16 protein-coding genes are annotated in these 22,673 nt (G+C 52.6%); 9 read left to right on the plus strand and 7 right to left on the minus strand.

Annotation, left to right across the window (positions count from 1 at the left end):
- Positions 1 to 7 precede the first annotated feature (7 nt).
- Positions 8 to 1,387, plus strand: a complete 1,380-nt coding sequence (locus ACGHM3_RS21575; RefSeq protein ID WP_345420940.1) for a DUF4013 domain-containing protein — start codon at positions 8 to 10, stop codon at positions 1,385 to 1,387.
- Between the two features lie 266 nt (positions 1,388 to 1,653).
- On the plus strand, positions 1,654 to 3,675 hold the full coding sequence (locus tag ACGHM3_RS21580) for an FG-GAP repeat protein (RefSeq protein ID WP_345420937.1): 2,022 nt from the start codon (positions 1,654 to 1,656) through the stop codon (positions 3,673 to 3,675).
- Between the two features lie 37 nt (positions 3,676 to 3,712).
- Here the strand turns inward: ACGHM3_RS21580 and ACGHM3_RS21585 are convergent, their stop codons facing one another.
- Entirely contained in the window at positions 3,713 to 4,318 is a 606-nt protein-coding gene (locus tag ACGHM3_RS21585; RefSeq protein ID WP_345420934.1) for a LysE/ArgO family amino acid transporter, read from the minus strand.
- A 144-nt stretch (positions 4,319 to 4,462) separates the two neighbouring features.
- Here ACGHM3_RS21585 and ACGHM3_RS21590 point away from each other — a divergent pair, with 144 nt between their 5' ends.
- From ACGHM3_RS21590 to ACGHM3_RS21610, 5 genes are all read left to right on the plus strand, one after another.
- Entirely contained in the window at positions 4,463 to 5,341 is an 879-nt protein-coding gene (locus tag ACGHM3_RS21590) for a LysR family transcriptional regulator ArgP (protein WP_345420931.1), read from the plus strand.
- Positions 5,341 to 5,790 carry a GNAT family N-acetyltransferase gene (locus ACGHM3_RS21595; RefSeq protein ID WP_345420929.1) on the plus strand — a complete coding sequence of 150 codons (450 nt, stop codon included), beginning with the start codon at positions 5,341 to 5,343 and terminating at the stop codon, positions 5,788 to 5,790. Before ACGHM3_RS21590 ends, ACGHM3_RS21595 begins: the two co-directional genes overlap by 1 nt.
- A gap of 11 nt (positions 5,791 to 5,801) precedes the next feature.
- Entirely contained in the window at positions 5,802 to 6,494 is a 693-nt protein-coding gene (locus tag ACGHM3_RS21600; RefSeq protein ID WP_345420926.1) for a sulfotransferase, read from the plus strand.
- A gap of 303 nt (positions 6,495 to 6,797) precedes the next feature.
- A complete protein-coding gene (locus tag ACGHM3_RS21605) occupies positions 6,798 to 7,721 on the plus strand; it encodes a hypothetical protein (RefSeq protein ID WP_345420923.1) in 924 nt (307 codons plus the stop codon).
- Entirely contained in the window at positions 7,718 to 8,665 is a 948-nt protein-coding gene (locus ACGHM3_RS21610) for a tetratricopeptide repeat protein (RefSeq protein WP_345420920.1), read from the plus strand. Before ACGHM3_RS21605 ends, ACGHM3_RS21610 begins: the two co-directional genes overlap by 4 nt.
- A 114-nt stretch (positions 8,666 to 8,779) precedes the next feature.
- On the opposite strand, the gene waaA is transcribed toward ACGHM3_RS21610, so the two are convergent.
- Genes waaA through ACGHM3_RS21625 form a run of 3 tightly spaced genes read right to left on the minus strand, consistent with a single transcriptional unit; the run spans position 8,780 to position 12,910 of the window.
- On the minus strand, positions 8,780 to 10,060 hold the full coding sequence (waaA, locus tag ACGHM3_RS21615; RefSeq protein WP_345420917.1) for a lipid IV(A) 3-deoxy-D-manno-octulosonic acid transferase: 1,281 nt from the start codon (positions 10,058 to 10,060) through the stop codon (positions 8,780 to 8,782).
- Positions 10,060 to 11,820, minus strand: coding sequence for a lipid A export permease/ATP-binding protein MsbA (gene msbA, locus ACGHM3_RS21620; protein ID WP_345420914.1), 1,761 nt, complete (start codon positions 11,818 to 11,820; stop codon positions 10,060 to 10,062). The genes waaA and msbA overlap by 1 nt, the downstream gene beginning before the upstream one ends.
- 46 nt (positions 11,821 to 11,866) lie before the next feature.
- The gene (locus ACGHM3_RS21625; protein WP_345420911.1) at positions 11,867 to 12,910 is read right to left on the minus strand and encodes a glycosyltransferase family 9 protein; all 1,044 of its coding nucleotides are present in this window, start codon (positions 12,908 to 12,910) and stop codon (positions 11,867 to 11,869) included.
- A gap of 515 nt (positions 12,911 to 13,425) precedes the next feature.
- Between ACGHM3_RS21625 and ACGHM3_RS21630 the strand changes: the two genes are divergently transcribed.
- A complete protein-coding gene (locus tag ACGHM3_RS21630; RefSeq protein WP_345420908.1) occupies positions 13,426 to 14,424 on the plus strand; it encodes a branched-chain amino acid aminotransferase in 999 nt (332 codons plus the stop codon).
- Positions 14,425 to 14,511: 87 nt separating this feature from the next.
- Here the strand turns inward: ACGHM3_RS21630 and glnE are convergent, their stop codons facing one another.
- The 3 genes from glnE to ACGHM3_RS21645 all read right to left on the minus strand — a co-directional run bounded on the left by glnE (position 14,512) and on the right by ACGHM3_RS21645 (position 19,735).
- Entirely contained in the window at positions 14,512 to 17,535 is a 3,024-nt protein-coding gene (gene glnE / locus ACGHM3_RS21635) for a bifunctional [glutamate--ammonia ligase]-adenylyl-L-tyrosine phosphorylase/[glutamate--ammonia-ligase] adenylyltransferase (protein ID WP_345420905.1), read from the minus strand.
- Between the two features lie 79 nt (positions 17,536 to 17,614).
- A complete protein-coding gene (locus tag ACGHM3_RS21640; RefSeq protein ID WP_345420901.1) occupies positions 17,615 to 19,369 on the minus strand; it encodes a GspE/PulE family protein in 1,755 nt (584 codons plus the stop codon).
- Between the two features lie 60 nt (positions 19,370 to 19,429).
- Positions 19,430 to 19,735, minus strand: coding sequence for a hypothetical protein (locus ACGHM3_RS21645; protein WP_345420897.1), 306 nt, complete (start codon positions 19,733 to 19,735; stop codon positions 19,430 to 19,432).
- A 206-nt stretch (positions 19,736 to 19,941) separates the two neighbouring features.
- Here ACGHM3_RS21645 and ACGHM3_RS21650 point away from each other — a divergent pair, with 206 nt between their 5' ends.
- Complete coding sequence (locus ACGHM3_RS21650; RefSeq protein ID WP_345420891.1) at positions 19,942 to 22,551, plus strand: diguanylate cyclase domain-containing protein; 2,610 nt, start codon at positions 19,942 to 19,944, stop codon at positions 22,549 to 22,551.
- Positions 22,552 to 22,673 lie beyond the last annotated feature (122 nt).

Raw genomic sequence — 22,673 nt, forward strand, 5'->3', positions numbered from 1 at the left:
GGCCGCTATGAGTCAATGCAAATACCATCCTCTGGTAGCTTCGCGTTACCACTGCCAGCAGTGCCAAAGCCACACCTGCGACAAATGCTGCGACGAAAACCCCACCGGCGACCAGGATGTGGGGCGACGCTGCTTTACTTGCGGGCAGACGGTTACCGACATGGGCTCGGCCCATTCCGCCGCGCCCTTTTGGCGACGGCTGGATAAAATTTATCGCTATGGATTATCGGCCAATGCGCTGGTGGTGATTGCCGCGTGCTCCTTGCTGACCGTGTTCAGCCTGTACAATCCCTGGCTGCTGATTATTCCGTCCATTATTCTCACCCGTTACAGTTTTAATTGCCTGGAGCAAACCGCTCTGGGCAGCATGAAAGCCCCATCCTTAACCAACAGCTTTAGCGGCGGCATTACCCTGCTGGTGCAACTGACGGTAATCATTTTATTGGCCGGGGGCCTGGTTGCTGTTTGCGCCTATTATTTGGGGCCCAACATGGCGGCACTGGCGGGTTTTGTGGTGCTGTTTACCCTGCCGGCGATTTTTATTCTGCTGGCCATTAACGGCACCCTAGGCGAGGCCATCAGTCCGGCCAATATCGGCCAGATGATTTCCGCCACCGGGGCCACTTACATCATTATGCTGCTGTTTATTTTTGTAATGGTGGCATCGGTGGGAGTCATCAACGCGCTGATTGGCGATGGCCACGAACACGTGCAGTTTTTTGCCCAAAACCTGGTAGCCAATTACTACACCGTGGTGGTGTTTCATTTAATGGGTTACTTGGTGTTTCAAAAACAAGAAGCCCTGGGGTTTTATGCCAGCGACAGCGACTTCAGCCGCGAGCCGCGCACCGAGTTTGAAATAGAGCAAGCGCGCATTGAGGTATTGGTAAAAGAAGGCCAATACGAACACGCGCTGGACGCCTATCGGGATGTTCTGCCCAAACACCCCAACAATATTGCTCTGTGGGAAAAGTGCCTGAAACTGATGTGTTTTGTGGGCACTGAACAGCAAGTGAGCCGCTTTGCCGATCAAATTTTGCCGCGGCTTATCAACAAAGACGATGACTTTTACATCGCAAAAATCTACCGCGATATCCTAAGAAAAGCGCCGCAATTTCGCCCCAAGCGCAGCGCCAACACCTTAAGAATTGCCCAAGTGCTGTTTGCTCTAGGTGACTACCGCGCAGTGGCAAAACTACTCCACGAGTTTCACAAACGTCACTCGGAAGACAATCGAGAAATTTACGCAGCCTACGATTTACTGGCTAATTCTTTGGAGCGCATACCTGGCTTAGAGCCCAAGGCCAAAAACTACCGAGTCTTTTTAAAACGATTAGAACCAAGCCTGGCCGATACACTCAACAAGCCACGTCCTGCGGCATTCTAAGGTCAATACAATATTAGAAATTTTGCATACAAGATCCGCTGGCTACCCCAGCCTCATGTGTGAAGCAATTAATTAAGACCGGTTACGTCGACAATCTAGCCGCTCATCCTCTGCGCTTATAAAGCTATCAAAGTAATTAGTATTTTTTACTTAAATGATCCTAGCACTGGTGTTGTAACCGGCGCCCAAAGCCTTACACTGTAGGCGCTTTACAAGTCTTAAAAAAACTAAACATTATTAAAGCCTTATATCCAGGACGCTCATACATGCCTTCGGAATTTTCGTTGTCTACTCGTAACTGCACAGCCGCTGTGCTTTGTTTAATGCTCAGCGCCTGTGGCGGCGGTGGTGGTGGAGGCGGCGGTTCCGGCTCTGGTTCTGGTTCTGGCTCCGGCTCCGGCTCCGGCTCAACTAATGGCATCACCGTAACCACTACCATAACGCCTAACAGCGCCGTGGCACTGGGGAGCCAAACCACCCAAGTGGAAAGTGGTGAAACCGTCACCATCGACCTGACCCCAGCCAGTGGCTTTGTGTTTGAAAGCGTCGAAGGTTGTGGCGGCACGCTGACAGATACCACCTACACCACCGGTGCCGTTACCGCCAGCTGTGAGGTGACTGCGGTATTTAGCCCAGTGCCCACATCTTTCAGCTTAACGGTTAGCGCCATTAAAAACTTTACCTTCGAGTGGCCCGCCGCCGAGCAAGCAACCCACTACCGGTTGCTACGTCAGCAGAAAACCACCGGAGAATATCTCCGCTATGGCGATAATATCGATGCCAGCGAAACCAGCGTCACCATCAATGTTCCGCTGTGGCGCGATGTGAATGCCCTTTACAAACTGCAAACCTGTGTCGACTCCGTGTGTGCCGACTCAGAAGCGTTTTTAGTAGACCAGGATTTAACGCCCTCCATCGGTTACCTAAAAGGCCAACCAGATTTGAACGACGGCGATGAGTTTTTTGGCCGCTCAGTGGGTATCAGCGCGGACGGCACTATTGCTGTCGTTGGAGCCGACCAAAAACTCATTGAAAATGGCGCCGAAGGCGCAGCGTTTGTGTTCGCCCTGGTGAACGGTCAATGGCAGCAACAGACCATGCTGACCGCACCGAACTATCACGTAAACGCAGCATTCGGATACCGCGCCGTAATCAGTGATAACGGCAGAACCATGGCCATCGCTGCTATTGGTGAAAACAGCACGTTTGCTGGCACCAGTGACACTGCACAGACGATCACTCCCCAAAGTGACCCGAACTATGTCGGTTCAATTGGCGCTGTGTATGTGTTTGAAATCAGCGGCGGCAATTGGGAACCAACGGCCTACCTTAAACCCCAGGTCGAAACCCAAGCGCAAATCAATTATTTGGCTGAACTCTATGAGGGCGATACCGAAGGTCTGGAAACCTACAACCTGTTCAAAAACTTTGGCGAGTCTTTAGCCATCAGTGGCGACGGAACCGTGATTGCCGTAGGCATGAAAGGCGCTGCCTTTACCTACCAATACACCGGTAGCGAATGGCAGACTCAAGACGTGGTATTCGGCGCCAATTCCGCTTACGGCACCCCAGACAATATTGGCGACTACCTTGCACTAAACTACGAGGGCACTACCTTGGCATTGGGCGCTCCACAGGATGACAGTGGCGCTAATACCATTAACGGCGATGAAAACAACCAAGACGCCATCGACTCAGGTGCGGTTTATATTTTTACCCACGCCAATGGCGCCTGGTCGCAGCAGGCCTACATCAAAGCGAGTAGCGTAGAAAGTGGTGAGCACTTTGGATTAGTGTCTCTGAGCGGCGACGGCACTACCCTTGCCGTTGGCGCCCCACTGTCGGCCGATACCGGTAGCGCCTATGTCTACGTGAGTAACGAAGGCCAGTGGAGTGAACAAGCGGCACTCACGCCGGTTAATTCAAATTTCGCCGTTGGTTACGGTTTGCCAAGCCTGAGCTACGACGGCAACCAATTGATGATTAGCAGCTACGGTGAGCAGAGCAACGCCGTGGGTTTTGATGGCAATAGCCGAGACGGTTCAGCGCCTGACGCGGGTGCCGTGTACAGCTATACCCGAGACGATGGCGTATGGGGCCGAAACCGATACATCAAAGCACCCAACACAGACGCCGGCGACAATTTTGGCATTGCGCTAGCAGTTAGTGCAGACGGCAACACTCTCATTGTTGGCGCCACCGGGGAAGACAGCTCCGCCAGTGGCGTAAGCGGTAACCAGCAAGACAACGCCGCAACCGACTCTATGGGCGCGGCCTACCTCTACTAAAAGTTAATCCCAAAGTATCAACCCATTGGGCCAAGCGCTACAGCAATACCAAGCTGAGCGCTATGGCCCACATGGTGACACCCACCACCGAGTGCAAAATCTTCCAGGCAATCGCCCGGTTAAATAACGGCTGCAAAAGCCGGCCCGCCACGCACAGGGAAATAAACCACGTACAAGACGCCGCTGCCGTACCGACTACAAACCAGCCACGCTGATCCGTTGGCATTTGCGCGCCCACAGAGCCAATCAACACAACGGTATCCAAGTACACATGGGGATTTAACAAGCTGACAGCTAAGGTCGCCAAAATAATCGACCGGCGAGTGGTGACCACCTGCTTGGACATTTTAAGTGATTGGTCTTCGTTGATTTGGCGAAACGATTGCCAGCCATACCACAACAAAAAGCCGGCCCCACCCCACTTAAACCACACCACAAATTCCGGGTTATTTTCAATCAGTAAGCCAAGGCCAAACACGCCACAGGCCACCAAGATAATATCCAAGGCGATGCAAATACCGGCCATTAACCACTGGTGCTGATTGCGAATACTCTGCGCCAGCAATAGGGCATTTTGCGCCCCAATGGCCATAATTAAGCCAAGGGTTAGCGTATAACCCTGCACCACAGGCAACCAACTCATGATAGAAATCCTTGAACGAGAAGACATTTAGATAACTGGGAAAAGCTCTGGAAGAGCACAACGCCCTTGACCAGACCGCGCCAAGTTTAGGAGAATCCCAACATCAATCAATCTAATTATTTTCATACATCATAAGTTTTTCTTATGAAGCTTTTAAGTCGTCATTTACAAGCCCTAGCTAAAGTCATCGAAACCGAGAGCTTCGAAACCGCCGCGCAGCAGCTGTTTATCTCCCAACCGGCGGTATCTCAGCGCATCAAGCAGCTGGAGCAGCAGGTGGGCCAGCCGCTACTGATCCGCAACTCTCCGCCTCAGCCCACGGCGCTGGGCAAACGGCTAATGCACTTCTACCGCCAGGCCGCCCTACTGGAGGCCGAAGTATTCGACAGCGAAGACCTCAACACGCAAACCCTACCCATCGCCATCAATGCTGACAGCCTAAGCACGTGGTTTTTCCCTGCCGTGGCGGATTTTGTTAAAAACGCTCATGTGCTCCTAGAGCTGCGCGTGGACGACCAAGATCAAACCCTGCGTTTGTTACAGGCCGGCGAGGTCACTGGCGCCATCAGTGCCGAGCAACAAGCCCCCGGCGGTTGCGACAGCATCAAGCTGGGCGGCATGAAATACCACTGCGTGTGTACGCCGGCGTTTCGCGACAGCTATTTTGCCAAAGGCCCCAGCAAGCAGGCGTTTTTACAAGCGCCAGCCCTGCATTACAGCCCTAAAGATCAATTACAAAGTAATTACCTGGCTAAGTATTGGAAAGTGGCCCCTACCTCCTACCCGTTTCACCAGATTCCCTCCACCGAAAGCTACCTGGATTTTATTCTGCGAGGCTTAGCCTGGGGCATTGTGCCTGAGCTACAATGCGAAACCCATTTAGCCAACGGCACCCTAATTAAGCTAGACCCAAAGCGCCCCATTACCGTGGACCTGTACTGGCACACCTGGACGCTACAACCAGAACTGCTAAAAGGGTTTAGCCAACAACTGCAATCGTATTGCCAAAAGGAACTCCGCTAATGAGCCTATTAATTCGCAAAGGCGCCGCACACGATATCGACACGCTGGTGGCTTTTAACCAAGCCATGGCACAAGAAACCGAAAACAAATCGCTGAATGAAACCGTTTTGCAAAAAGGTGTTAGCCAATTAATCGCCACCCCCAGTATGGGGTTTTATTTATTGGCTGAACAAAATAACCGAATTGCTGGCAGCTTAATGGTTACCGAAGAATGGAGCGATTGGCGAGCAGCGCGCTTTTGGTGGATACAAAGCGTGTACGTTGCTCCCCAATTTCGCCGCCAGGGAATTTATTCAAAGCTGTACCGCGAAGTACAGCAACTGGCCGAAGAACAAGGCGATGTGTGCGGCCTGCGGCTGTACGTTGAAAAAGAAAACACCACCGCCCAAAAAACCTATCAGGCACTGGGCATGGAAGAAAACCAATACTTGATGTACGAAACTAAATAGCCTTATTCACAATGGCGCTGCCAAAAAAAATTCTAGTGGTGAGCTTACCGCGCACGGGTACCACTACACTGTGCCGCGAGCTATTGGATTTGAATTACCGGGTGGCCCACACCGCTTACAGCCAAGCCAGCTGTGAGGCCGCTACGGTTATTGCCGACAGCCCCGCCTACGCCGATTTTAATGAGCTCAATCAGGTTTGGTCACCGGACCTCTGGTTGTATTTGCACCGGCCGCTGCCGCGATGGTTGGTGTCTATCCGTTTTTTAATTGAGCAACTGGCGGCGCAACCCCGTAATCGTTTACCCCCCTTATTTTGGCGCTGTTGGCAACGCGTGTTTGGCGAATTCAATAGAGCCATTAGCGACCAACAATTGGAACATATTTATTTTCGCCATCAAGACTGGGTAAGGCAAAGTGCCAAAATAAACCAACAGCAATTGCTGTGCGTTACACTAACCGAAACAAATAACGACACTAATCTTTCTGAGGTGGAGAAAAGCTGGCCAGTACCAATTAACGTAATACTCGGAAATTTGTTAGAACGCGATTCCAGCGAGAACATTTACCCCATCACCTCATCCTACTGCCTTAACCGAGGCCGAGTAACCGCTTGGGCAGGCATTAAGCACGCCAATAAAGTGGCATCGCAATTACGCGGGTCTAACGGTAGGCAATATTACGATTACTCGCTAATGGATACCTAACGCACATTTATCCGCGTCATTTATCTGTGGTGTATCTACAATTTGAATAACGGCCCACTCCGACCGCTCTGTGATCCAATTCGCAAACTCGGTAGTTTTTCGCATGCTTTTGACTGATTTATTTTATGATCCCAGAAAGATACCTCTAATAAAGTATTAATACTTTGGGCGGTTAAATAGAGAATAATCACGGTATTTGTGGGTTAAAGTTACGAGCTATAGTAGCGGGCTAATCTGCCAAAAAGCATGCATCGTGTCATTGGGTTCGAATGCCCACATACTATACCCATAAAAGGACTTGCAATGGAAATCACACCAGGGATCGTTTTAGACGCGGTAGAAGATCAAATTAGCCTATGGGGCGAGGTAACCCGCGCCTGCATAAACCAAGCAACGCTCCCTAAATTGCCAGAAAATAATAACCTGCTAAAGGCAGCACTTTGGTTCAATTTTGGTTTAGAAGCTGGGCAAAACCTCATGCCAGCCGTGGCCTTTATCGCCGGCAAAGCTGCCTTACCCTTGTGGATCGTCGCCACTGCGCAAAAGCAATACAAGAATCATTTTGTCAAAAAACGACAAGATGCCCAGGATATGCTCGGCGACACCTACCAAACATATAAAAATGTTTTAGTCGATTCCGTTTCTGAATCACAGTTTAAGTTTACCCGTTCTAGTTACTACGACTTGATTGAGAGTACTTTTTTATCGTTCTACCAAGGGCAGGATATAGGCGCAAAGGTCAAATTGAAGGATGAAATAGGAGACATAATTAGGGATTCGGGGGTTATTATAACCAAGCAAAATGAGCTCGCCCCCACCATAAATAGCCATATGCAAAGGCTGGCCACAAACCTAACCCGGGTTTGGGAGGGTGCTCAATCCGGCGAATTACTCTACGTAGCCAAAAACTCTGACCTACTATTGCCCACCTCAAAAGCACCCAGGGTTGAAAGCTGTAGGCGTATTGCCAGGCATAGCCCATTTGAAATCCCCGACGGCTACATCCGAGTAAACGCTGCCGACGAAGCTGAGATGGCTTGGCTCTACGCCAACGCTCATAGCCTAAAAACCACCAAGATTGACTACGGATTTTGGGAGCCTTGTCTGGATACCGTCTACGCCAAACCGTTGCCACCTGGGCAACAAACCATAGAGCAGCAATTGAATAACTCCTACCGAAAAACCTGCGACCTACTGGCGCAAACCCACAGCCGGATACACGCATGACCCAAATAAAAAATAGCTCTCGATTCGGCAAGTCTTTTATTACATGCGCCCTAACGCCGTGCAAACTTCTGCTTGTGGCCATATGCTTACCGGCCCTATTGGCCGGGTGCGACAGCAGACAAGAGAGCGAGATAACTCCGGCCAATACCAGCGTTGAAATTTACCAGCGACCAGGCCAGAGAACCAAAATTCAGCGGCCATTGACCGAGCTTGCAGACGAGGCAAAACAATACGCCAATGCAAGAGACACTTTGAAACTGGCCTACCATACCCCTGACGTTAGACCGCTGTACGCGAAAATACACCACTTACTGGCCGGGGAGCGTTACAGCGAAGCCCTGCCCTTGCTCAAAGGTTTAGCAGAACAAGGCTATACCGATGCCGCTTTTGACTTGTTTATTTTTTTTGATCCTTATGAATCCGGCCCGCACGAGCTGGAAGATCCTGCTAAAGCAGCCTATTGGCTAAGGCAAGCCTTGGACGGCGGTTACGTCCATGCCCAGAGTATTGCCGCACTATTGCATTACCACGGTGAAAACCCAGAATTTCCCTTGGATTGGGGAAAATCTGCAGAGTGGTTTTTTATTGCAGCGGAACAGGGAGACCCAGACGCTCAGTCCTTTTTATCAAGGCGTTATAAACGCGGCGAAGGTGTTGAGGTTAACCCCTTAGAAGCTTACAAATGGCAACGGCTGGCGCTAGACCGCATTAAAGTAAGCCACATTGGCATTGGCGAAAATGGCGTGGCCACTGCTGAGTTTTTTTTGAATTCCGTTGTTGAAGAGTTTGAGCTAACGCCGGAGCAGATAAAAGAGGCTGAACAGTTGGCCGCCAAGTGGGAAGATTCACACCCCTGGGCCTACCAATCTCGAGACGAACTGGCCAGTTACAACTGGGAAGCACCTGAAGACTATCCGCCCCCGCAAGACTCGCCGCCCCTGTAATACAGCTCGCCTCGCTAAGACACCCCAACAGGGCACGCCATTGACTCCTCAGCAAGCCGCAATTTCCAGCATTGCGGCTACCGCCATTTCTTTTCAGTTTTACTGCTCGTTGAGCTATACCGTATCCGGCAGGTAAGGTGCCAGCGCCATTAATACGCGCTGCAGTGCGCCTCGATTAGCTTCGGCAAATTGTAAGCCCCGGTTGCCCTGGGCCTGTGCTGCCTCTGGCTGGGCTTGCCAATGGGCAATAGCCGCAGCCAGGGCATCATCATCGGCTACGGTGGTCAGCGCCTGGGCGGCGGTCATTTCCTCTGCCATGGTGGCAAAGTTAAATACGTGGGGGCCGCTGAGCACGGGCTTGCCCCACACCGCTGGCTCCACCAAATTGTGGCCACCGTGGGCCACCAAGCTGCCGCCCACAAAGGCAATATCTGCGGCGCCGTAAAACAGCATCAGCTCGCCCAGAGTATCCACCAATAACACATCGGTAGCGGCGGTTACCGCGCTGTTACTGCTGCGGGTAACCACGGCCATGTTTTGGCATAGGGCCAATACCTCGGTGCTGCGCTCTGGGTGGCGCGGCACCAACACCAACAAAGCGCCGGGCACTTGCTGCTGCAATTGTTTGTGGGCGGCGACGATTTGTTGTTCTTCTCCGGGATGAGTAGAGGCCGCCACCCACACCAAAGGATGGGGCCATTGATTACGCAGGGTTTGAGTCTCAACTCGCAAGCTTTCGCTTATGGCGATATCAAATTTAACACTGCCACAGACTTGCAACCGCTCCTGGGGCAAACCCAAATCTACCAGCCGTTTGCCATCGGCGTTGTATTGCACCAGGGCCTGGGAAACATCGGCCAACATACTGCGAGAGAGGCTGCCAAGCCGGCGATAGCCTCTGGCAGAGCGCGCCGACATACGACCATTTACCAACACCGTCGCCAAATTGCGCTGGCGGCAGGCCCGCAAAATGTTGGGCCAAAGCTCTGTCTCCATCACCAACAACAATCGCGGCTGGTATTGCTTTAAAAAACGCTTAACAATAATTGGGAGGTCGTAGGGTGCGTACACGTGCTGCACGCGCGCGCCGAGCTTGGCCTGCACCTGGGCGGAACCGGTAGGGGTGGTGGTGGTAATAAGCAGTCGGCAGTCGCCTCGGGCCAGTAGATGCTCAATCAACGGCAGCGCCGCCAAAAACTCACCCACAGAAACCGCGTGCAACCAAATTAATGGCTGCTGGCTGCTGGCCCTGTGCGCTAGCGCTGCCCGGCTGTAAAAACTAAAACGCTCGGCCATGCGTTGGCGATAGGCCGGCTGCTTACGCGAGCGTAACAGCAATCGCAAACAAATAAACGGCAAAGCCACCAGCCACAGCGCGTTGTACAGGCCTCGCATTAACCTTGGTCGTCTTGTATTAAGGCCTGTGACGTGTGCAATCCGGCGTACATGCCATTGGCTGCTAACAATTGCTCGTGACTGCCCTGTTCAATAATTTCACCGTTATCCATCACCACAATGGTATCGGCATTTTCGATGGTGGAAAGGCGATGGGCAATAACGATGGTGGTGCGGTTTTTCATCAGCTCGGTTAACGCCGCTTGGATTTTGCGCTCGGATTCGGTATCCAGAGCCGAGGTGGCCTCATCTAAAATCAACACCGGCGCATCCTTTAACAGCGCCCGTGCAATGGCCAAACGCTGGCGCTGACCGCCGGATAGCCGCGTGCCATCTTCGCCGATAATGGTGTTAAACCCCTCTGGCAGCTGCTCGATAAAGTCCAACGCGTGGGCCGCTTTGGCCGCCGCGCGGATGGCCTCCATACTGGCATCGGCTAAATGGCCATAGGCAATGTTCTCTGCCACCGTGCAATTGAATAGCGTGATGTTTTGACTAACTAAGGCAATTTGCTGGCGCAGATTACTTTGCTTGTACTCACTGAGCGCGACACCATCCAAGGTGATGCTGCCTTCACTAGGCTCGTAAAAACGGCTGATAAGGGACGCCAGTGTGGTTTTGCCACTGCCAGAGCGGCCCACCAAGGCCACGCTTTGGCCGCGTGGGATGTGCAAGTTAATGTTGCGCAGCACCTGTGAGTCTATGGCGGTGTAGCGAAAGCTCAGCGCGTTAATGGCAATCGTGCCCCCAGCCCGCGCTACCGTGTAGCTGCCCTCATCTTGCTCCGAGGGGATATCAATAACTTCAAACACACTTTGGGCAGCGGCAACGCCTTTTTGAATTTGCCCACTAATTTGAGTTAACGCCCGAATAGGACGGGCCAGCAGGCCAGCCATCACAATGTAAGCCACGTGTTCTTCCGGCGCCCCTTCCATATTGAGCACTAACAACATCACCAAGGCCAACGCCACCGACAAAATAAATTGCAACACCGGTGTCTGCAGAGAATGGATAAAGTTAAAGCGGATACCTTGCTTGGTGTTGCGCTCGCTGGCCTGGTTGAAACGCTGGCGTTCGTAGCCCTCTCCGCCGTAGCCGCGCACCAAGCGATAACCGTTAACGGATTCGTTGGTGATATGGGCCAAGTTACCCATGCTGTCTTGAATGCGTTTGCTGAGTTTGCTGAACTGGCGGCTGGCCAAGGCCACAATACCGGCCATAAACGGCGCAACTAACAGAAAAATCGCCGTCAGTTGCCAGTTTTGATAAAACAGATACGCCAACAGGGCCAACACCGTGAAGCCCTCACGGAACACGGTTTTCACCGCCGTGGAGGCAGAATTACTGACTTGATTGATGTTAAAGGTAATCAGCGAAACCAGCTCGGCGGAGTTACGCGAATCGTAGTATTGGCTGGGCAAGTAGAGCATTTTATCAAATACCTGCTTGCGCAAATCGTTGATGATGCCCAGGCTCACTTTGCTCATGGCGAAATTGGCCACAAAAAAGCTGGCTCCCCGGGCAAAGGCCAATACCACCACCAAAATAGGCACGTATAACAGGCTGGTGGACTCCGGCATGCGCAGCGCTTTGATAAATTGTTCGATGATGTAGCCAAAAGAGGCTTGAGTTAGGCTGTACACTAAAAAGCCGGCGATGGAGATCGCAAACTGTACTTTATAAGATTTTAGGTACCCCAATAGTCGTTTATAAACGACTAAACCAGACTCTGAGGCCTGGTTTTCAGAATGTTTGCTCATACAGTAATTTATGGACTAACAGGGCTTACAGCCTGATGCTGCGTATTTAATACACCCTGGAAACGCCTGCCGCTTCTGGTTTTTGGTAAAGTTCGTTCGCTACGGCGGGCATTGTAGCCATTAACCGCTCCAATGCCGAGAGCAATTGCGCCGGCGGGCATTGGTTATCGGTTTGAGCGAGCACCAATTGCTGGCCGCCATAGGCGGTTTTGCAGTCAGGCGTGTGTTCGCTGTGCAGGCGCACCATGGGCACCTTTAAGGCCGCTGCCATGTGTGAGAGGCCGTTATCAACGCTCACCACAGAGCAACTGTCCATCAACACCGAAGCGATACCAGAAATTTTAAGGTTGGGCATCAGTTCGGCATCGGTACCCTCCGCTAAGCTGCGCAGGTAATCCCCGGAGACGCGGTCGCGCCACAACAAGCGCACCGGGCGGCCCATTGCACACAGCCGCTGCACCAGTTGCTTAGCGTGCTCCACATCCAAACGTAGGCGGGTTTCTTTGGCCCCTAACATCAAAGTGATGGCCTGCTGGGAGGCACTTTGAGCACAGAACCGGCTGGGCTCTATACCGTAATCGACGTCGATTTGGCCGCTGGCGTTTTTGGGGTTTGCGCTTTTGGGAACGGCGTAGTGCAGGCAATGGGCTAACAGGCGGCGGATTTGCTCCACCCGGTGGAGGTTTTGTGCTTCAGGCTGGCGGTGGTTGTATAGGACGGAAGAGGAACGCTTTTTTTGATCTACTTTACTAAAGCCGGCACAGGCACATTGCACTGTGCGAGCAAACCAAGCCGAAGACCAGCCACCGTAAAGATCGATGACCCAGTCGTAGCTGTATTTGCGCAACTGTTTTTTTAACCGCTTTACGTCTTCGGAGGCGAATAACGAGATAAATCCGCGCTGCCAGCTGTGGCTAGGAATGGTAAATACGTGGCCTACGGCGGGGTGCCACTGCGGCACCTCGGCCCAGCGCTCATCGACTATCACATCGAACACCATATTGGCGTGCGAGTATTTGGCATCGGTAAATGCCGGTAGCATTTGCATGACATCGGCCAAATTGCCGGTGTTAAAGATGAGAACGCGCACGAAATACCTCAGCGTTTTATCAGTTCTCCACCGGGTCGGCGAAGAGCGCCCCAAAAGGGATCAAACCAGCAGGCCTAAAGAGAATGCCCAGATGATTGCTAACTAAGCGGTGTCTGTTAGGCAATAGTCACAGGCTACAGCCCGTCAGACTGCACCCACAAACAACCGGTTGTTTGTATGCATGATACCGAACTGCGCTGCAAACTCCACCGTTAATTGAGTCGTTGAGCGCTTGGCTTGTAAAAGACTCCACATCCACCTCGTTTAACAATATTGGAATAAAAATTGAGTCTCTTTGCTTTTCGTCCCATCCCTCGCCAACTGGCCCCTCCATTGGCCACTGCCTACCGAGGCTATTTGCCACATTGGGCAGAGGCGCTAGTTCTATAAGACGTAAACATAAGACGTAAACAAGCATACCGACCTCAAGCCGGGGGACTATTCCAATTTGCTAACAGGGTAATTACAATTCGCCCTCCGTGGTTTTTAGCCCCCGTTTTTTGAGGTTTCGCTCTATGACTGCCTTTGGTAGCGTATTTATGCCAGAAATGGCTCTATCTGAATTTAATGGCGAGCATTGGAGTGAACCCAAATTGGTCGCCAGTGATAGCATCAGCCTGCACCCTGGGGCCCACGTGCTGCATTATTCCAGCACCTGTTTTGAGGGCTTAAAGGCGTTCCGCCACGGTGACGGCAGCGTTAAGATTTTCCGCATGAACGCCAATATTGCGCGCTTTGCCCAAAGCTCACACATGCTGGCTTTACCCGAAATCGATAGCGCGCAAACCGAGCAAATGATCACCATGACGGTGCGCCGATTTGCCGACCAAGCGCCGGAAGTACCGGGCTCACTTTATATACGCCCAACCCACATTGGCACCGAGCCGGCCATTGGTAAGGCAGCGGGGCCTTCTGCCACCTCTGTGCAATATGTGTTGTTGTCGCCGGTAGGTGATTACTTCTCCGGCGGCGCAGATACTACGTTGCGTTTATTGCTGGAAGAAGACGGCATACGCTGCGCCCCGCATATGGGCCGCATTAAAAGTGGTGGCAACTATGCCAGCGCCCTACTCCCCACACTGACCGCCAAAAAAGAACACAAGGTTGATCAAATTCTGTTTTGCCCCGGCGGCGATGTGCAAGAAACCGGCGCGGCTAACTTTTTGCTCATCGATGGCGATACTCTGATCACCAAATCCTTGGACAGCAGCTTTTTGCATGGCATAACCCGTGATTCCATACTCACCCTGGCCCGCGATCTAGGCATGACGGTTGAAGAGCGCAGTTTGAGCGTAGAAGAACTGCTAGAGCGCAGCCAAAAACCCCAGTGCGAGGCGGCGTTGTCGGGCACGGCGGCGGTACTTACCCCGGTGGGAACCCTGGTACACAAGGGTAAAGAATACTCGGTGGGCAGCGGCAAAGCCGGCCCACTCACCAGTGGCCTGCGCAAAGCCTTGAACGACATCCAGTGGGGCCGAGCGGAAGATAAGCACGGCTGGCTGGTGAGTGTTTAACAGCGCACTTTGCAGCTAGAAGGCCCCAATAATTACACCAAAAAACCAATTCGCAAAACGTGCCGGCCAGCCGGCCGCGCACGATCTCTATCCCTCCATTAAACGCCGCCACATACCCTCAACCTGCTGTCGGTGTTGCGTCAACGCATCGGCCGGCAGCACTGCGTCTTGTTGTTGCAATGCCAAACGGTGGCCCGCAGCACGGTAGGCTTTGTAAGCCTCCGCCAGTACACCTTCCTCCTGCTCGGTTATCAAGCCGGCTTGCTGTAAGGCGGCCAAAATACGAATGTTATCGGAGTAAACCACCAACTCTGGATATTCTACGGCCCAGGCCAAAGCGGCGTACTGCACCATAAATTCAATATCAACAATGCCGCCGCGATCTTGCTTAAGGTTGAACTGCGCCTGATGGGCTTTGCTGCCCAAATGATCGAGCATTTTATTGCGCATATCCACTACCTGCTGGCGTAGATCGGTGCGATCCCGTTGACGGCAAAGCACTGAACGGCGCAGTTGGCTGAACCTGTCGACCAGAGACTCGCTGCCGGCCACCGGCCGCGCCCGCAACAGCGCCTGGTGTTCCCAGGTCCAAGCCTGTTCGCATTGGTATTTTTCAAACGCAGCAATGCTGGTCACCAACAGGCCTGAGTTTCCCGAGGGCCGCAGGCGCATATCCACCTCGTACAATCGTCCAGCGTTGGTGCGGGTGTTGAGGATGTGAATGATTTTTTGCCCTAAACGGGTGTAAAAGGTTTGTGTGTCTATCGATTTGCTGCCGTCTGATTTATCACCGTCAGTGGAGCCCGTGGCTTCGCAATCATGAATAAACACCAAATCCAAATCTGAGCCGTGGGCCATTTCCAGACCGCCAGCCTTGCCGTAGGCGACAATGATAAATCCCTTATCGTGGCGGATGCCTTGGCTGTCGCCAGGCCAGCCGTACTTGCCCACCATATCGGCCCAGGCAATTGCCAACACCTGGCGCACAATTTCTTCCGCCACCCAGGTTAAGTAATCACTGACTTTCATCAAGGGCAAGGTGCCGCTTACCTCGCAGGCAGCCACCCGCAGGCCGTGGGCTCGGCGAAAATAGCGCAACGTATCCATTTGTTGCTCTAGGTCATCTGCCGGAATTGCCGCCAAAGCCTGCTCCAACTCGGCTCGTAATAGCTCGGGCTCCGGCACCGTGTGCAGGTTGTGGGTGTCCAGCAGTTCTTCCAACAACGCCGGGTGGGCGGTAATTTGTTCGGCAATCCAAGCGCTGGCGGTAAATAAGCGCAACAGGTGCGGCAATACGGTGGGGTTTTCCAGTAAAAGCACTAGATAGGCCGAGCGACGAGCGATGTTTTCCAGCAAGGGCAAGGTGCGCGCTAGCAACTGGGCGTGGTCCAGTTGGGCGGGCAGATCTGGCCAGGCTAAAGACTGCCAATCCAGATCCGTTAGCTGCTGTAGCAACAATGCCATCAGTTGATCCAGCTTGGTTCGGCTGCTAGCGGGCAGGCCGTTGAACAGACGATTGCTAGCAAAATGGTTAAGCTGGGTGAGCACAGTTTCGGCCGACTGCAGGCCGAGGTCGACGCAGATTTCTAACGCTTCCTCGGTGCTGAGCTGACTTTGGGTTATGCCCACCCACAGCGCCATGGGCATTTCTCGGGTTTCGGCTTGGTGTTGCTGGCTATCACCCACCACGGCCTGGAATTCACTGTCCACTACGGCACGTACTGATTCTAAATGGTCAAAGCACGCCGGCCAGCTTTCAAAGCCCAGCACAAAGGCCAACCGGGCTTGCTGTTGCGCATCCGTTGGCAGAGCTTGGGTTTGCCGGTCTTGCCAGGCCTGTAGCGCGTGCTCCACCCGGCGCAGAAAGCGATACCCCTGGGCCAGAGCATCGGCGGTAGCGTCGGGCATTACTCCCAGATGCACCAGCGTAGGCAGCACTTTTAACAACCGACGTTCCTGTAGCACAGGCTCGCGGCCGCCGCGCACCAACTGGAACGCCTGGGCGATAAATTCCACCTCGCGGATACCACCCCGGCCCAATTTCACATCCTGGGTTTTATTGCGCAGTTTAACCTCGCGGTTGATCAGGGCTTTCATATCCCGCAGGGCATTGATAACCGAGAAATCCACGTAGCGGCGGTAGCTAAAGGGGCGCAGCAACTGCATTAGTTCGTTGGCGGCGGATTGGCAGTAGCGCCTATCCAGACTTACTACTTCAGAGCAAGTCATCTCAGAGCAGGCCACCACGCGGGCTTTAATCATGGCGTAGCGTTCCCACTCCCGGCCCTGGTTTTGGTAGTACTCCTCTAAAAAGCCAAAATTGGCGGCCAGCGGGCCACTTTGGCCGTAGGGCCGCAGGCGCATGTCGGTGCGGAACACAAAGCCATCGGCGGTTTGTGCATCCAAACTTTTAATCACTCGCTGGCCCAAACGCTGGAAGAACTCCTGGTTAGACACACTCTTTCGGCTTTTGCTGTCGGCCACAGGCCGAGTGTTACCACGCTCTGGGTAGGCAAATATTAAGTCGATATCAGAGGATAAATTCAGCTCCCAAGCCCCTAATTTGCCCATGCCCAACACCAACATCGGCTGCACCTGACCGGTGTCCTCCCCCACCGGCTCGCCCATTAGCGCGGTCAACCAACCATAGTGGCTGTCCATAGCAACCTGGATCGAAGCCTCAGCCAAGGCGGATAGATGCTCGGTAATGATCTCCACCGGCGCCAATTGATTGAGCTCAGCCCACACAATGGCCAACATGGCTTGATTGCGGTGTCGGCGTAATAACCGGTCGAGGAGTTGGATTTGTTGCGTATTGGGTAGCTGGCCGTCAATAGCCGCTACCCCCTCGCGTAACACGCTTTGGTAATACGACAGTGACGGCAGCGCAGTGTGGCGCTGAATTTGGGCCAGCAGCCACTGGGGATGTACAAGGAATTGTTCGTAGGCGTATTGGCTGCCCGCGAGGGTCACCGCCAGCTGTGCCCGGGTTGCACCGGTTAAGACAGTGGGCAGCTCTGGGTAACTATCGCCGTGGCGTTGGCGAATGTTATCGCACAGGTCATCCGCCAAGGCGTCAGCTTGGCTTCGGGTAAAAGCGAGTTCAGTCATGCAGCACCTGCCGCTGTGCGGCTTATTATAATTGCGGTAATTTACGGTCGTGGCTGTGGTAGAGGTTCGAGCACAGCGCCTATTGTTCGATAGGCGGCGCCACTCGCAGCACTTCTTCCATCGTCGTCAGGCCGGCGGCTATTTTCTGAGCACCGGACAACCTTAAGGTACGCATACCCTCGCGCATGGCGGCGTGCCTCATCTGGGTAATATCGGCGTCGTCTTTTATGTGCTTAGCCACGGCCTGGGTAACGGGCAGAATCTCATACAAACCCTGGCGGCCCAAATAGCCGGTGTTGCGGCATTCTAGACAACCCTCAGCCTGCAGCACTTTCTTCGGCAACGGCGCCTTCCATGGGGCTACCAATGCATGCCAATCGCTGGGCGAGATTTCGCCCTCTCCCTTACAGTGCGGGCATAGGGTACGCACTAAGCGCTGGGCCATCACGCCAAGCACGGTGTTTTTGATCAAAAAACTGGGCACGCCCAAATCCAACAACCGGCTGATGGCCGAGGGCGCGTCATTGGTGTGCAATGTGGATAACACCAAATGCCCAGTCAGTGCCGCCTGCACTGCCATTTGCGCGGTTTCCAGATCGCGAATCTCGCCCACCATGATAATGTCTGGGTCTTGCCGCATAAGAGTGCGAATACCCGAGGCAAAGTCAAATTCGATCTGCGGGTTAACCTGGGTTTGGTTAAAGCTCTCCTCAACCATTTCTATAGGATCTTCTATGGTGGAGACGTTGACCTCCGGCGTGGCCAGTTGCTTAAGTGACGAATACAGTGTGGTGGTTTTGCCAGAGCCGGTGGGGCCGGTGACTAAAATAATACCGTGGGGATTGCGGGTCATTTTCTGCCACAGGGCGAGGTCATCGCCCACCAAGCCTAAGTCACTGAAGCTGCGCAACAGCACTTCTGGGTCAAAGATCCGCATGACCAGCTTTTCACCAAAAGCAGTGGGCAAGGTGGATAGTCGTAACTCTACCTCTGAGCCATCGCTGCGCTTGGTTTTAATACGGCCATCTTGGGGCTTACGCTTCTCGGCCACGTTCATCCGCGACAATACCTTTAACCGGCTGACCACAGCAGTGTTGATCGCTGCGGGTAATTCGTACACCTGATGCAAAATACCATCGATACGAAAGCGCACTTTGCCTTGCAAGCGGCGCGGCTCGATATGGATATCGCTGGCGCGCTGATCGAAGGCGTATTGCAACAGCCAATCGACAATATTAACGATGTGTTGGTCGTTTGCTTCGGGATCTTTGGCGCTGCCCAGCTCTAACAATTGCTCAAAGTTAGTCACCGATGAGCCGCCGCTAAGGCCTTTAGCACCGGAAATGGAATTGCTTAGGCTGTAGAACTCCACCATGTAGCGGGCAATATCAGCCGGGTTAGCCACCACCTTATGCACCTTGCGCCGGCTTACGTGTTCCAGTTGCGGAATCCACTCTTCGGTAAAGGGTTGGCCGGTGGCAATGGTGACCATATCAGCGTCCACCCCGACGCACAGGATATCGTGGCGCTTAGCAAACCCGTAGGACATCACCGAAGTCACCTTGGCAACTTCAATTTTTAACGGGTCGATATGGAACAATGGCAAGTCAGCTTTTTCCGCCAGCCACTGGGCTAGGTTTTCGTGGCTGAGTTTACGCCCAGGGTTCGCCTGGTCGTCCAGATCCTGGCTGGCGATAAACGCCAGCGGGTGCATAAGGGCTTGTTCCCGCGTACGTGGCGAACCGGCCAAGAGGTTGGCGTCGCCTTGATCCAAGCGGCCGTCGGCCACTAAATCGTCTAAGCAGGTGCGCAATTCGATGCGTCGATCAGCCAAAACTAGCTCCTAAAAATCAGGGTTGTACAACAAATGGGCAACACATCAGCGTTGCCTTAATTAAAGAGTGTAATCCTGCCACGCGGTTAAGCAAATTATCCAGTACAGCACCCCGGCTTTAGGATAACGCCGAATCACACCACTGCTGCGCTCTTGCACATCAATACTGCACATTAAACAATCAAAACTCTGTGGTATTTTATCTGCCTGAAACGCCTGCGTGTGGTACCCGCCATAAGCGCCGCGAACCGTAGTTGTTGCACACCACCGGCGACTTACCATTACAGGTGCCACCAACCAAATATTGGCGCATTTTTCTATAGAACGAAACACGCTAGCTTGCAGCGAATTTCGGCCAATTTTCATAATAAAGGCCCCGCTACTAAAGCCTGAACGCCATCACTTGACGTAACTTATTTTGTAAAAGTGTGAACAGCGACAAAATATCGACGAATTCCTTAACCTTGTGACGTCAATCTTCGTACTACAATTAAATGCATTGGCGGCCAACATTGACCACCCGCATTAACCGCTGGCAAAGGGTTAACGTTTACTGATGTAAATTAGAGATAATGCCCAACGAAGCAACTTACAAAGCCGTTCTGGATTCCCTGGATATTGGCGTTTTATTACTGGATCAGGATTTACGCCTGGTGCACGTAAACGCGTGGCTGAGTAACCGTTGCGCGGTGCCAGTGGCGGCGCTTATAAATCAACCCATTGGGTCGATATTCCCTACACTTAAAAATTCTTTTTTGCTCGAATGCTGCAACGATGCACTGCACCAGGGCTTACCCAAAAAGTTGTCTAATACGCTAGACGCATCCCCACTGCCGCTGTACGACCCCAACGCCATTAATGAAGGCGAGCACTTACTACAACAGAGTATCGCTATCCGGCCCATTGAGAGTAAAGATCGCCGGTTGTGTGAAATCGTCGTCCGCGATGTCACTAAAAACGTTATCAAAGAAAACTGGCTTAAACGTATCGCCACCAACTTTCGTCATGAGTCGCAACAAAAAGACACGTCTTTGGCGCAGTTTGCACAAATTATTGAAAACGCCACCGATGCTATTTTAGTGGTAGCCTCCGATGGCCATTTGGATATGGCCAATGGTGCGGCCAAACATTTCTTTGGTTTACACGATGACGCAACTGCCATTACCAAACAAGTTAACGACATTTTTACCAGCCACCATCAATGGCAGCGGCAGGAGTTACGCACACAGCTACAGCAATTGATAGAAGAATTGCAGCCACGGCCGGAACATCAAAAAACCTCATCGGCAAACCCTAGCAACCGCATTCCAGCCTTGGCAACACAGATTAAAAACCACGCAGGGCAGGTGGTGCCGGTGCAAATTCGGTTTGCCATTAGCCATCATTTCGGCCACCGAAAATTAATCATCACTGTGCGCGATTGCACCGACCAGGCCGAAACAGAACAAAACTTTTACGCCAGTGAAAACCGTTTTCAAACCCTCGCCAAGCTCGCGCCGGTGGGTATTTTCCGCACCTGCGAGCGCGGCGTTATACGCTATGCCAACGAAACCTGGTTTCAATTAACCGGTGCCGATGATTCACACCTTGATCGCTTATCTTGGCTGAGCTTGGTGGCAGAAAACAGCCGCGAGACAATAGAGCTTAAGTGGCAGGCCAGCAAAGCCAACCGCTTGGGGTTGAGAGAAGAATTTAAACTGATAAAACAGAACTTAAACAGTGGCCAAGCCAAGCCGCTGGACGGCCACCACGATGCCACCTGGGTACTGTGCAATTTAATGCCAGAGTACGACAACCAAGAGCACGTACACGGCTTTGTGGGCATCTTTACTGACATCACGCAACAGCGTTCTAATCAGGAGGCCATTGAGCGCATGGCCTATCACGATGCGCTAACCGGGCTGCCCAACCGGCGATATTTTAACGATACCCTAGAACAACACATTCGATTAAACCGCCGCGCGCAGACCGCTTTCGCGTTATTTGCGTTGGATTTAAACGGCTTTAAACAAATTAACGACACCCTCGGCCACGATGCCGGCGACATCGTACTAAAGGCCATTGCCGAGCGGCTGCAAAAATTGCTGCGCGAGTCGGCCACCGTTGCAAGAATTGGGGGCGACGAATTTAACGTTATGATCCCTGAGTTTGAAGAACTCGGCGCCCTAGAGATTATCGCCCAGCGGATTGGCGAAATAGTACGCGAGCCCACCGTCCTGGACGGCCATGAGGTGAGCCTTTCTACCAGCATCGGCATCGCTCTGTTTCCAACCGATGCAGCCAACAGCCACGAGCTTATCAAAAATGCCGATTTAGCGTTGTACAACGCCAAAGATAATAAAGAGTTACCGTTTGTGTTTTTTGATAAAGCCATGAATCAAAAAGCCACCAGCAACCGAAATCTTTTAGTTGACCTAGAAACCGCCATCGCCGATGAACAGTTTGACTTGCAACTGTCATCGACCGATATAAGCAATGGGGCTAACTACGTGGTGGTGCAAGCCATGCTCAGCTGGCAGCACAACAATTGGGGCACCATTCAACAGCCCAATTTTATTAAAGCCATGGAGCGCAGCCGTTTAATAAAACCGTTTAATTTGCTGTCACTGGAGTTAATCTGCCAGGCATTGCAAAGCTTGCATCAACACCTGCCGGAGTTGACAAATTTAAAACTCATCTTTCAATGGCAGGCTTTTCAGCTATTACAGCCCGGCTTCAGCCAAGACGTAGCCACTGTGATACGTCGCTACAATGTACCTACTCGCTGGCTGCAGTTCGAGATTTCCGAGCAAGCCGCAAACGACTATTTTGGCAGCCTGTTACCTATCTTTTTACAGCTAAACCGACTGGGAGTGCAGCTCACTTTAACGGAGTTCTCCGGTGCGCATTTACCGCTGCAAAAAATCACCCAGCTGCCCATCGCCGCGGTGGAGATAAACCCAGTATTGTTGGATTACGGTACCAACCACCGCGCCAGCCAACTGCAACTCTCTAGCCTGTGCGATTTGTGCAATCGATTGGGTATTGTGATTCATACCAGAACCCCCAACGGCTTGACCCAACTGCGTAATCACGGCTGCCAGCAAAGCCAATTGTTAGAGCCTGGGGCCGGGCTCGCAATGGACGCTTTTATCGAGCAACTCAAGCTAGCCATCAAAGCCGCTAACGGGCGCTCCGCCTAGATCTTTTCAAGCCTTTCTCAGCCGGATTTAACTTTGGCAAAAAGCGCCTTTCCGTGCTTATATACAAGCTAGTTAGAAAATCATAATCGCTCCACAATCACCCTTTATAGCTATCGCGCCAG

Origin of the sequence: Halioxenophilus aromaticivorans (assembly GCF_042850945.1) — a bacterium.
Classification (GTDB): Bacteria; Pseudomonadota; Gammaproteobacteria; order Pseudomonadales; family Cellvibrionaceae; genus Halioxenophilus; species Halioxenophilus aromaticivorans.